The organism is Erythrobacter sp., from assembly GCF_036351135.1.
Classification (GTDB): domain Bacteria; phylum Pseudomonadota; class Alphaproteobacteria; order Sphingomonadales; family Sphingomonadaceae; genus Erythrobacter.
Map to the genome: position 1 here is coordinate 169,278 of NZ_JAZBON010000027.1, position 12,485 is coordinate 181,762.

Here is a 12,485-nt window from a genome sequence, read left to right on the forward strand (position 1 = left end):
GCGTAGGCGCAAAGCGTTTGCGGGAGGCAGTAAGACCGGGCCTTGCCGCCCCCGAGCGGGCTCCGCTATCGGGCCTTTGCCTGCAATATAAGAAGGGAGGCCCCCCGTGCAAACCGCGCGGACACTCGAAGTGTTGAGAACGCAAGTGGCGAAGTTGCGCCGCCGGCAGGAGGGCGGGGCCGCGCGCATCGGCCTCGTCCCGACGATGGGCGCGCTGCATGAAGGCCATCTGACGCTGCTACGCCGCGCGCGCGCGGAATGCGACCATGTGGTTGCGTCGATCTTCGTCAATCCGACGCAATTCGGCGAAGGCGAGGATCTGGACGCCTATCCGCGGCAGTTGGAAGAAGACAGCGCCATGCTCGAGGCCGAAGGATGCGCGCTGCTATGGGCCCCGGAGGTCGCGGCGATGTATCCCACAGGCTTCGCGACCAGCATCACAGTCGGCGGGGTCAGCGAGGGTCTGTGCGGCGCGGCGCGGCCCGGCCATTTTGACGGGGTCGCGACCGTGGTCGCCAAGCTCTTCAACCAGGTCGCGCCCGACATGGCGTTCTTCGGCGAGAAGGATTTCCAGCAGCTCGCGGTAATCCGGCGGATGGCGCGCGATCTCGACCTGACCCGGCCGCATGTCGACGCGATCGTCGGCGTGCCGACCGTGCGCGAGGCGGACGGGCTCGCGCTGTCGAGCCGCAATCGCTACCTCTCCCCCGGCCAGCGCGCGGCCGCCGCGACCTTGCCACGAGAGATGCGCGAAGCCATTGCGCGTATCGAGGATGGACAGGAGGTCGCGCCCACGCTCGCCGCACTCGAAGATGCACTGCTGGGTGCGGGTTTTGCCGCGATCGACTATGCGGTTCTCGCCGATGCCGCTTCCCTCGCCGCGCTGGACGGCCTAAAGGGCGGCCCCGCGCGGTTGCTCGTCGCAGCGCGAATCGGTGGCACGCGGCTGATCGACAACATGGCGGTCGGCGAATAGGTCGAGGACATCTCCCTTATGGGATTTTTCAAGCATTTCTGGGGTTCGCTGCTGTTTACCGCGGCCTGTCTCGCGTTGGGCGGCTGGTATGGCTGGAGCTCGACGGGCACGCTTTCGGGCATGCTCTCGATCCTGTGGATCTGCGCCGTGCTCGCCGTGCTCGAGATATCGCTCAGCTTCGACAATGCCGCGGTCAACGCCTCGATTTTGAAAGACATGACGCCCGAATGGCAACAGCGCTTCCTCACCTGGGGCATTGCGATCGCCGTCTTCGGGATGCGGATCGTTTTTCCGCTCGTGATCGTCATGGTTGCCGCCAGCCTCGGGCCCGTCGATGCGATCCGCTTGGCGCTGGGTGAGCCGGCGGAATATCAACGCATCGTCAGCGACGCGCATATCGGGCTGATGGGTTTCGGCGGCGCGTTTCTCGGCATGGTCGGGCTCAAATTTTTCTTCGATTCCGAAAAGGAGCTGAACTGGATCGCGGCGATCGAGCGCCCGCTCGCCAAGGTTGCGGATATCGAGGCGATCTCGATCGGTCTGGTCCTGCTCGCCACCTGGGCGACCTCCTCGATGCTTGCCGATGATGATGCTTTGACCTTTATCGTCGCCGCGATCGGGGGGCTCTTGACCTATCTCGTGGTCGAAATCGTAAACCACGTGCTCGAGCCGCCCACCCCCTCTACCGGCGAAGTCGCCAAGGCGGGTTTCGGCGCGTTCCTCTATCTCGAAGTGCTCGATGCGAGCTTTTCCTTCGACGGGGTGATTGGCGCCTTCGCGCTCACCAACAACCTCATCATCATCGCCATCGGCCTTGGCATCGGGGCGATGTTCGTGCGCTCGATGACAATCTTCCTCGTGCGCAAGGGCACGATGAGCGAATATCGCTATCTCGAACATGGCGCCTTCTACGCGATCCTGGCGCTGGCGACGATCATGTATATCAACACCTTCGCGCATATCCCCGAGGTCATCACCGGGCTGATCGGCGCCTGTCTGATCGGCCTCGCCTTCTGGTCATCGGTGCGCGCGAACCGGGCGGACATACGCGGGCCGACGGGGGAAGCGCTGGGCACGAATTGAAGCGCTGATGCGCTTTCGCGGTGCCGCACTTGCTTGACCGCGGCCGGGCTTTGGTGGCAAGGGCGCTGCTGCGCAAGCGGGTATAGCATAGTGGTAATGCTCCAGCCTTCCAAGCTGGCTAGGGGGGTTCGATTCCCCCTACCCGCTCCAGACCGCGCCTCGGCAATTGCCATCAGCGATCGACCACATCTCATCCTTTGGGAGTAGACTCGTGCACCGGTCGGTAGGTCCACGCCCGGCTTTCGGTCCTCTTTGGGATGGCAAAGCAAATCTACTGTTGTCTTGAGGGGCGCAGCGTCTAGCTCGAATGCCATGCGCATGCTGACCCACCTCGAACGGCTCGAAGCCGAAAGTATCCATATCTTTCGCGAAGTGGTGGCCGAGGCGCAAAAGCCGGTCATGCTCTATTCGGTGGGCAAGGACAGCTCGGTCATGCTGCATCTGGCGCGCAAGGCGTTCTACCCCGCGCCGCCGCCCTTCCCGATGCTGCACGTCGCAAGCGGCTGGGACTTCCAGGCGCTCATCGACCACCGCGATCGGACGGTGCGCGAATATGGGCTCGAACTGATCGTCGCGCAAAACGAAGAGGCCGAGGAACAGGGCATCAACCCGTTCGACACCGGCAGCGCGCTCTACAGTCAGGCGCAGCTGATCGACCCGCTGAAACGCGCGCTCGGCGAACGCGGCTTCGATGCGGCATTCGGCGGCGGGCGGCGTGACGAGGAGAAGGCGCGCGCCAAGGAGCGCATCTTCAGCTTCCGCAATGCCGCCCATCGCTGGGACCCGAAGAACCAGCGGCCCGAGCTCTGGAACCTTTACAACACGAAGAAACAGGACGGCGAGAGCATTCGCGTCTTTCCGCTCTCCAACTGGACCGAGCTCGATATCTGGCAATATATCGCGCTGGAAGAGATCGACATCGTCCCGCTCTACCTTTCGGCCGAGCGTCCGACGGTGGAGCGGGACGGCATGCTGCTGGTGGTCGACGACGAACGCTTTCGGCTGGAGGAGGGCGAGGAGCCGGTCCTGCGACCCGTGCGCTTTCGCACGCTGGGCTGCTATCCGCTGACCGGCGCGACCGAAAGCCGGGCCACCGACATGAATGCCGTCATCCAGGAAATGCTGCTTGCCACCGGCTCCGAACGTCAGGGCCGCGCGATCGACAAAGGGCAATCGGCCAGCATGGAAGAGAAGAAGGCTGAAGGATATTTCTAGACCTAAAGCCCCGCTCGCCCTGAGCTTGTCGAAGGGCTGTCTTTCTTTTTGAGACTGCGGGAACAAGAAAGTGCAGTGCTTCGACACGCTCAGCACGAGCGAATTTAATATATGACCGAACCCAAACCCACCTTCCGGACCGACGCCCTCATCGCCGAGGATATCGACGCCTATCTCGAAGCGCATCAGCATAAGAGCCTGTTGCGCTTCATCACCTGCGGCAGCGTCGATGACGGTAAAAGCACCCTGATCGGGCGGCTGCTCTACGATTCCAAGATGATCTTCGAAGATCAGCTGACCGCGCTCGAAAACGACAGCGCGAAGCATGGGACGCAAGGCTCGGAAATCGACTTCGCGCTGCTGGTCGACGGGCTTGCGGCGGAGCGCGAGCAGGGCATCACGATCGACGTCGCCTACCGCTTCTTCACGACCGAAAAGCGCAAGTTCATCGTCGCCGACACGCCCGGCCATGAGCAATATACGCGCAACATGGTCACCGGCGCCTCGACCGCGGACTGCGCGGTGATCCTGGTCGACGCGCGCAAGGGGGTGCTCCAGCAGACGCGGCGGCACAGCTATCTGGTCCACCTGCTCGGCATCCGGCACATCGTCCTCGCGGTGAACAAGATGGATCTCGTGCAATACGACGAAGCGGTTTTCGAGAACATCCGTCAGGATTACGCGCAGTTCGCAGGCGAGGTCGGCATCGAGGACTTCACCGCGATCCCGATTTCGGGCTTTCGCGGCGACAACATCACGGCAGCTCCTTCGGCCAACACGCCGTGGTATGACGGACCGGCGCTGATCGAACATCTCGAGGGAATCGAAGTCCGAACTACCGCCGCGCAGGAGCGCAGCTTTCGCATGCCGGTGCAGTGGGTCAATCGCCCGGGACAGGACTTTCGCGGCTTTGCCGGACTGATCGCGAGCGGGACAGTGAAGCCGGGCGATCCGGTGCGCATCGTGCCGGCGGGCAAAACCAGCACGGTCAAAACCGTAACCACGCTCGACGGCGATCTTGACGAAGGCGTGGCGGGCCAGTCGGTGACGCTCACTCTCGAGGACGAGGTCGATTGCTCGCGCGGCGACGTCATTGCGAGCGCGGACGGTCCGCCCGAAGCGAGCGATCAGTTCTGCGCCACCATCGTATGGATGGACGAGACCGCGATGAAGCCGGGGCGCGGCTACTGGATCAAGCTCGGCAGCCAGACCGCGACCGCCAATATCCAGCCGCCGAAATACGAGATCGACATGGGCTCGCTCGATCGGCTTGCGGCCAAGACGCTGGAGCTGAACAGCATCGGTGTCGCCGAATTCGCGGTCGACCGCCCGATCACCTTCGAGCCCTATGCGAAATCGCGCGAGCTCGGCGGGTTCATCCTGATCGACAAGTTCACCAATGCGACCGTTGGCGCCGGGATGATCGAGTTCAGCCTGCGCCGCGCGCAGAACGTGCACTGGCAGCCGACAACAATCACCCGCGCCGATCACGCCGCGATGAAGAACCAGATGCCGCGCGTGCTGTGGTTCACCGGGCTTTCGGGATCGGGCAAGTCGACCATCGCCAACGAGGTCGAGACAAAGCTCGCGCTGATGAACCGGCACACATTCCTGCTCGACGGCGACAATATCAGGCAGGGATTGAACCGCGATCTCGGCTTTACCGAGACCGACCGGATCGAGAATATCCGGCGCATCGGCGAGGTCGCCAAGCTGATGGCGGATGCCGGACTGATCGTGCTCACCGCCTTCATCAGCCCGTTCCGCGCAGAGCGCCGGATGGTGCGCGACATGCTGCCCGAGGGCGAATTCGTCGAGGTGTTCGTCGACACCCCGCTCGAAGTTGCCGAAGCCCGCGACGTGAAGGGACTTTATAAGAAAGCGCGGGCCGGCGAGATCGCGAACTTCACCGGGATCGATAGCCCCTATGAAGCGCCGGAGAACCCCGAAATCCGGGTAAACACGGTGGACATGACGCCGACCGAGGCGGCTGATTACATCATCGCGCAGATCATGCCGCTGAAATGAGGCGCGCCGACATGACCGACGCCGAACTCGCCGCGCATCTCGCCGAGATCGCCGGACGCATGCTGATCGAAGTCCGCGCGGCGCAGGTGTTCGAAGGGCGCGCGCTCGGCGATACGGGCGATGCGACCGCCAACACCTTCCTGTGCCACGCGATCCGCCACGCCCGGCCCGAGGACGGGTTGCTATCCGAAGAGGAGAACGACGACACCGTCCGCTGCGCGTTGTCGCGCGTGTGGATCATCGATCCGGTCGACGGCACGCGCGAATTCGGCGAACAGCGTAGCGACTGGGCGGTGCATGTCGCGCTCGCGGTTGACGGCAAGGCGGCGGTGGGGGCTGTGGCGTTGCCGGGTCTGGAAAGCGGCATAGTGCTACGCAGCGATCGCCCCGCGCCCATGCCGGAGGCTCCACGGCGCCCGCGCTTCGTCGTCAGCCGCTCACGGCCGGCCAAAGAGGCGGAAGATGTGTGCAAGGCGATGGATGGGGAACTCGTGCCCATGGGCAGCGCGGGCGCCAAGGCGATGGCCGTGGTGCGTGGGCAAGCGGAGGTCTACCTGCATTCGGGCGGGCAATATGAATGGGACAGCTGCGCTCCGGTTGCGGTCGCCGCGGCGCATGGCCTGCATTGTTCGCGCATTGACGGCGCGCCGCTGCGCTACAACCGAGCCGATCCCTATCTGCCCGATCTGCTGATCTGTCGGCCCGAACTGGCGGAGGAGGTGCTGAGCGCGGTCCGCCAGGCCGGCTGACCCCGAGACGCCTACAGTCCGTCTTCTTCGAGCGCCTCGATCGCCGTACCGTTCTCGTCGTCCGCCGGCGCGACCGTGATTTCCACCCGGCGATTGGCGCGGCGCCCTTCCTCGTTGGGAGAGCCGTCGGGCAGCGCATTGGGCTCGGCCGGGTTCTGTTCGCCGAATACGACGATATCGATGCGATCCTCTTCCACGCCGCGCTCGATCAGGTAGCCCGCGACAGCTAGGCCGCGATCCTCGGAGACGCCCATGTTGACCGCGTCGCTGCCGCCCGTGTCGCTATGCGCGCCGAGCCTGATCGGCCCACCGCTCGCGACCTGCTCGGACGCGATCACGTTATCGAGCGCGGCGCGGGCCGTGTCGTCCAGATCATCGCCGCCGTCCGGAAATCCAATCGTGACCTCGAGCGGAGAAAGCGGCTCTTCGGGCAGCTCCGGCTGTTCGATATCCGGGCGCAGGATCGAGACGGTTTCACCCTGTTCGGCGGAAGGTTCTTCGCCGAGCGCGCCCGCCGCTTCCTCCTCGCCCGCCGCCGTCGCATCGTCGGCGTCCCGGTTCGTATCGCAGGCGGACAGGACCGCGAGCATTACTGCTACGATCGTGATCGCCCTCTCCCGCATCCGCATCCGGTTCTCTCCTCCTCTTGGGTTCCGAGCGCCTGTGGCGCCTCGCGTCAGCCCGCCTGCGTCTTTGCAACCTGCGGTTCAACCGATTCGGGCCGGGTTGTCTTCATCTTTGGCGGGACGAAAGTGATGATCGTGTCGCCCTCGCGCGGTTCGGGGCGGGCGGCGTGGGTGAAGAAGCGCAGCCGCCCTTCCGGCCGCACGATGAGCAGCATGGTCGCCCGCTCCGGCATGTCCGCAAGCGCCGCGTCGTAATCGTATTCCTCAGTCAGCTTGGTCCGCGTGAACCGCCAGCCCTTCTTCTGCTTCTCGTTGACCTCATCGACGCCATAGCCCTTTTCGAAAAGCGCCCGCCCGCGCAGCCCCAGCGGCAGCGCGTGCTTGTCGTCGCCGTCGGCGCTTTCGCCCAGCTGATAGACGCTGTCGCGGCCGATCTCATGCGCGAATTCGTTGCAGACAAGGGTGTTGTAAGCCTCGTTATCGGTCGCCGCGACCAGGACCTGGTACGGCGAAAGGTCGAGATTGTGTTCGGTCGCCTCGTTGAGGATCTCGCCGTGATAATGGGGCAGCCCTTCGCGGCGCGCTGCGCCGAGGCTTTGCCAACTGGGATCGGTGATCATCACCGGCGTGTTCAGCGCCTGCATCTCCTTGGCGAGCGCGATGGTCCAGGGAGTCGAGCCGACAATCAGCAGTCCGGGCTGCGAATCGCCCTTCACGCCGAGCATGCGCGCGGCGATGTCGATGGTGAAACCGTGCGCGATCACCGTGACGACCACCACAGCGAAGCTGAGCCCGGTCACAAGCTGTCCGCCTTCGATCCCGAGATCGCCGAGCCTGAGCGCGAACAGGCCCGAGATCGCGACCAGCACGATGCCGCGCGGGGCGATCCAGGCGATGAAAAGCCGCTCGTTCCACGGGACGTTCGACCCCAGTAAGCTGAGCAGCACAGTCGCAGGGCGCACGATGAACAGCAGCGCGAGCAGGAAGAGCAGCGGGCGGATGCTCGTCTGCAGATAGGCAAGATCGTCCCAATCGAGCGAAGCGGCGAGCAGGATGAAAATGCCCGAAACCAGTAGGACCGCGATGTTCTCCTTGAACGGGTGGATCGAACGCATGCTGTAAACGTCCCGATTGGCGAGCGTCACGCCCATGACGGTGACCGCGACCAGCCCCGCCTCGTGCTCGATCAGATTGGTGAGAACGAAGACCGCGATAACCGCGGTGACCAGCACCGGGACCTTGAGATATTCGGGGATCGCGCCGCGCGGGAACAGCCAGGCGATGACGCGGGCGGCCCCGTATCCGATCAGTCCGGCGATAATCGCCGAGAGAATGAGCGGCGGAACGACGTCGAACACCGAGGCTTCGGGAAACTGGTTGACCCTGTAAAAATATTCGTAGGCGATCACCGCGCACAGCGCGCCGGTCGGATCGTTGACGATGCCTTCCCATTTGAGGATCGAATTGGGCCGGGTCTGGATGTTCGATTGTCGCAGGAGGGGAATGACGACGGTCGGACCGGTCACGATCAGGATGCCGCCGAACAGGATTGCGACAGGCCAGACGAGCCCGGCGATATAAAACCCGGCGAGCGCGCCAAGGGCCCAGCCGATCAGCACGCCGATCGTCGCCAGCCGCCACACCGCGCCCCCTGAATGGCGCAATTCGCGAAGGTCCAGGCTGAGCCCGCCCTCGAACAAAATCAGCGCCACTCCGACCGCGATCATCGGATCGAGCAGTTCGCCGAACGCCGCCTCCGGATCGATCAGGCCCAGCACCGGCCCGGCAACGAAGCCCGCCGCCAACATCAACACGATCGCGGGCCACCCCGTGCGCCACGCGACCCATTGCGCGCCGACGCCCAGGGCGCCGATGCTGGCAATGACAATGGCTTGCGATTCCATCGAGATGGCTGGAAATCCTTCGCGTGTGCTCAGAACCGGACCGGAGATCGTTTGGCGATGGCGCGGCCGGTCATGCGCCGTCGAATTGCATCAGTGAACTAACCTTAACGCCCGCACCGCGCAGCTGTTCCGCGCCGCCCAATTCGGGCAGGTCGATGACGAAGATCGCGTGTTCGACCACTGCGCCCGCCCGGCGCAGCAATTCGGTCGCCGCCAGGGCCGTGCCGCCGGTGGCGATAAGATCGTCGACGATGGCGATACGCTCGCCCTCGCCGATCGCGCCGGGATCGATTTCGAGCCGGTCCGCGCCGTATTCGAGCGCGTAATCGACGCCGATCGTCGCGACCGGCAGCTTGCCGGGCTTTCGAACGGGAATGAAGCCGACGCCGAGCGCGACGGCCACCGCAGCGCCGAAGATGAAGCCCCGCGCCTCCATGCCGGCCACCGCTTGGGTTCCCGTTGTCCGCACGGCATCGGCGAGGTGGTGAATGGTCGAGGACAGCCCCTCGCCGTGGGCGATCAGGGTCGAAATGTCGCGGAACTGGATGCCCGCCGCCGGGAAATCGGGGACGGTGCGGATGAGGGTGCGCAGCTCGCCGATGTCGAGAGACGGCACAATCATCGACGGGCCTTCGCTGCAGAAGGCGAACGCCCCGTCATCCGCATCTGGGATAACGGGACGCTTGATAGCTCGCGATAATGCGAAATGCGCTCAGGCCTTCTTGCGCTTCTTGGCGGCCCAGATCTGCTTGTAGGACAGGAAAGCGAGCGCGGTCATGAAGGCGAGGAAGCCGATCACGAACCAGCCGGTCTGCTTGCGCTGGATCAGCGAAGGTTCGCCCGCCCAGGTGAGGAAGGCCGTGACGTCGGCGGACATCTGTTCGGTGGTCGCCTCGGTGCCGTCCGAATAGGTGACGATTCCGTCGAGCAGTTGAGGCGGCATGGCGATGTTGATGTTGTAGAAATGCTCGTTGAAATAGAGGCCCGGCGGCGTCTCGAAGTCGGGCGACTTGGCTAGGTCCTCGGGATCGGGCTCGGTATAGCCCTGCATAAGCGAATAGACGTAGTGCACCCCGTCCTTTCTCGCCTTTGTAATTAGCGACAGGTCGGGCGGGATCGCGTTGTTGTTGAAAGCGCGGGCTTCGACGTCGTTCGCATAGGGCGAGGGGAACTGATCGGTCGGCAGACCCGGACGTTCGATCACCGAACCGTCCTTGGGATCTATCCCAGGCACCATCCAGCTCGCCGCTTCGGCGCGGACTTCCGGTTCGGTGTAGCCGATCTGCTGAAGGTTGCGGAAGGCGACGTATTTCAGGCTGTGGCAGGCCGAACAGACCTCCTTGTAGACCTGATATCCGCGCTGCAGCTGCTGCGTGTCCCAGGTGCCGAGCGGACCTTCGAAGGAGAATCCGCCGGCGGGCTCGATGTTCTCTTCCTGGAAGGCGTAATAGTCCGGCTTTTCCGGCAGGGCGAAATTGAACAGGCCCGGCATGAGCGACCAGAGCACGAGGATTGCCGTGAGGACGAGGCCGAAGATGATGCCTCCGAGGCGAATGGTCATGACCTAGAACTTTCTCACTTTCGGTCCGGTTTTGCGCGCCTCGCTGGCGCGGCGCGGGAAGATTCGATGCGTGGGGACGGCGATCATTCCGCCGGCTGGAGCGAACCGTCGTGATCGCGGCCGCGGTCGGTTCCGGGCAGCGGCTTCACTGGCTTCTCCGGATGCTCTCCGCCGCCGGACGTTGTGCCGTGCCGATCGTCGTCGCCGAGCACCGCAGCGGTAATCGAATAGGGCAACGGCTTGGGCGTTTCGATCTGGCTCACGATCGGCAGGATCACGAGGAAGTGCAGGAAATACCATGCGGTCGCGATCTGGCTCATGACGATGAACGGTTCTTCGGGCTTCGCGCCGCCGAGATAGAACAGCAGCGCCATGTCGACGACGAAGATCCAGAAGAAGATGCGGAACAGCGGGCGATAGGCGCCCGAGCGCACCGGGCTCTTGTCGAGCCATGGCAGGAAGAACCACACCAGGATCGACCCGAACATGGCGATCACACCCAGCAGCTTCGCCTCGATCAGCACGATACCGGTGAAGGGGATGGTGAGATCGCCGGTAAAGGCGCGCAGGATCGCGTAGAACGGGTAGAAATACCATTCGGGCACGATCAGCGCCGGCGTCGAAAGCGGGTTCGCCTCGATCCAGTTGTCCGGGTGACCGAGAAGGTTGGGCGCGAAGAACACGAACAGCGAGAAGAGGATCAGGATAAGGCCGAGGAACCAGCCGTCCTTGACCGTATAATAGGGGTGGAAGGGAACCGTGTCGCTCTCCTTCTTGACCTCGACCCCGGTCGGATTGGACGAGCCGGGGATGTGCAGCGCCCAGATGTGCAGGATCACGGTGCCCGCGATCACGAAGGGCAGCAGGAAGTGCAGCGAGAAGAAGCGGTTGAGAGTCGAATCGTTGGGCGCGAAACCGCCCACCAGCCACACCTGCAGCGGTTCACCGACGAAGGGAATGGCGCCGAACAGGCCGGTAATGACCTTCGCGCCCCAGAAGCTCATCTGACCCCAGGGCAGGACGTAGCCCATGAAGGCGGTCGCCATCATCAACAGGAAGATGACGACGCCCAGCAGCCAGATCATCTCGCGCGGCGCCTTGTAGGATGAGTAATAGAACCCCCGGAAAATGTGGAGGTAGATCACCATGAAGAAGAAGCTCGCGCCATTGGCATGCGCGTATTTCATCAGCCAGCCGTAGTTCACGTTGCGCATGATGTGTTCGATCTGGCCGAAGGCGACCGCGGTGTTCGCCGCGTAGTGCATTGCCAGGACGACGCCGGTGATGATCTGGAACATCAGGAAGAACCCGGCGAGCACGCCGAAATTCCACATGTAGTTGAGATTGCGCGGAACCGGGTAGCCGCCGCCGACCGCATTGTAGATCAACCGCGGCACGGGCAGCTTCTGATCGAGCCACTTCGTGAAATCGTTCTCGGGTTCGTACTGTTTGGCCCAGGCGAAGCTCATAATGCTCTCGTGCTCATCTACAGCTGGATAAAGAGTGTCTCGTGACAGTTACGCCGCATCAGCCGACGCGGATGACTGTTTCGGACGCAAATTCGAATTCGGGCACTGCCAAATTGGTCGGAGCCGGGCCCTTTCGGATGCGGCCGATGGAATCGTAATGCGAGCCATGGCAGGGGCAGAAATAGCCGTCGAAGTCGCCCTTGTCCTCGCCTTCGCCCGCACCCAGCGGGACACAGCCCAAATGCGTGCACACGCCGAGCTGGATGAGGATGTCCTCATTGCCTTCGCCTAATCGCTCATCAACGGAAGCGGGGTCGCGCAGTGCCGACAGATCGACATCGCGCGCTTCGGCCAGCGCTTCGGAGGTGAGGCGCGTTACGAAGAGCGGCTGATCGCGGAACACCGCCTTAATTGACTGGCCGGGCTCAATCGCGGAAACGTCGACATCGGTGGTGCTCGCGGCGAGCACATCGGCGGTGGGAGCCATCTGGCTGACGAGCGGATAGAGCACCGATGCGGCACCGACGCCGGCCGTGCTCAGGGCCGCGATGTGAATCCAATCGCGGCGGCGCACGCCGTCCTCGGTATGAACCGTATCGTCGGTTCGTGAAACGGTGCCGGCGGTGGCAGCATCGTTCGCGGTGGAAGCCATCGTTCTCGTACCCTGCTCGTCTTGCCGCGAAGGAGAAACTTCCGCGGCCAAATCATTTCAACTTTCGGGTGCGACGTCGAAGCCCCGAAATTACGCCGTCGACCGCAAACGCAAGAAGCGCGTGCTGGTTCCACGGGCGGCTATGGCGCATATAATTGAAAACGTCGCAAAGAAAACCCGTGTTTTCGGCACTGCGCGTTCGCCCCTACGCAACTCGCGATG

The 12,485-nt window shown here is 63.5% G+C and carries 11 protein-coding genes and 1 tRNA gene; 6 read left to right on the forward strand and 6 right to left on the reverse strand.

Annotated elements, in window-relative coordinates:
• Positions 1-106 precede the first annotated feature (106 nt).
• The 6 genes from panC (at position 107) to V2I30_RS10450 (ending at position 6,051) form a co-directional block, all read left to right on the forward strand.
• Positions 107-976 carry a pantoate--beta-alanine ligase gene (gene panC, locus V2I30_RS10425; protein WP_330662094.1) on the forward strand — a complete coding sequence of 290 codons (870 nt, stop codon included), beginning with the start codon at positions 107-109 and terminating at the stop codon, positions 974-976.
• 18 nt (positions 977-994) lie between these two features.
• The gene (locus V2I30_RS10430) at positions 995-2,059 is read left to right on the forward strand and encodes a DUF475 domain-containing protein (protein WP_330662095.1); all 1,065 of its coding nucleotides are present in this window, start codon (positions 995-997) and stop codon (positions 2,057-2,059) included.
• Between the two features lie 76 nt (positions 2,060-2,135).
• Positions 2,136-2,209: transfer RNA gene (locus tag V2I30_RS10435), tRNA-Gly, on the forward strand.
• A 132-nt stretch (positions 2,210-2,341) separates the two neighbouring features.
• Positions 2,342-3,274 (forward strand): sulfate adenylyltransferase subunit CysD, encoded by a 933-nt coding sequence (gene cysD, locus V2I30_RS10440; protein WP_330662096.1) that lies wholly within the window; start codon positions 2,342-2,344, stop codon positions 3,272-3,274.
• Between the two features lie 111 nt (positions 3,275-3,385).
• On the forward strand, positions 3,386-5,302 hold the full coding sequence (cysN, locus tag V2I30_RS10445) for a sulfate adenylyltransferase subunit CysN (RefSeq protein WP_330662097.1): 1,917 nt from the start codon (positions 3,386-3,388) through the stop codon (positions 5,300-5,302).
• An 11-nt stretch (positions 5,303-5,313) separates the two neighbouring features.
• Entirely contained in the window at positions 5,314-6,051 is a 738-nt protein-coding gene (locus tag V2I30_RS10450) for a 3'(2'),5'-bisphosphate nucleotidase CysQ (protein ID WP_330662098.1), read from the forward strand.
• 11 nt (positions 6,052-6,062) lie between these two features.
• Here V2I30_RS10450 and V2I30_RS10455 read toward each other — a convergent pair whose 3' ends face one another.
• From V2I30_RS10455 to petA, 6 genes are all read right to left on the reverse strand, one after another.
• Positions 6,063-6,674: an OmpA family protein gene (locus tag V2I30_RS10455; RefSeq protein WP_330662099.1), complete on the reverse strand. Its 612-nt coding sequence runs from the start codon at positions 6,672-6,674 to the stop codon at positions 6,063-6,065.
• Between the two features lie 53 nt (positions 6,675-6,727).
• Positions 6,728-8,581 (reverse strand): cation:proton antiporter, encoded by a 1,854-nt coding sequence (locus V2I30_RS10460; protein ID WP_330662100.1) that lies wholly within the window; start codon positions 8,579-8,581, stop codon positions 6,728-6,730.
• Positions 8,582-8,651: 70 nt separating this feature from the next.
• Entirely contained in the window at positions 8,652-9,203 is a 552-nt protein-coding gene (locus tag V2I30_RS10465; protein ID WP_330662101.1) for an adenine phosphoribosyltransferase, read from the reverse strand.
• Positions 9,204-9,293: 90 nt separating this feature from the next.
• The gene (locus V2I30_RS10470) at positions 9,294-10,142 is read right to left on the reverse strand and encodes a cytochrome c1 (protein WP_330662102.1); all 849 of its coding nucleotides are present in this window, start codon (positions 10,140-10,142) and stop codon (positions 9,294-9,296) included.
• Positions 10,143-10,225: 83 nt separating this feature from the next.
• Positions 10,226-11,611 (reverse strand): cytochrome b, encoded by a 1,386-nt coding sequence (locus V2I30_RS10475; protein WP_330662103.1) that lies wholly within the window; start codon positions 11,609-11,611, stop codon positions 10,226-10,228.
• 58 nt (positions 11,612-11,669) lie between these two features.
• Entirely contained in the window at positions 11,670-12,263 is a 594-nt protein-coding gene (petA, locus tag V2I30_RS10480) for a ubiquinol-cytochrome c reductase iron-sulfur subunit (RefSeq protein WP_330662104.1), read from the reverse strand.
• Positions 12,264-12,485 lie beyond the last annotated feature (222 nt).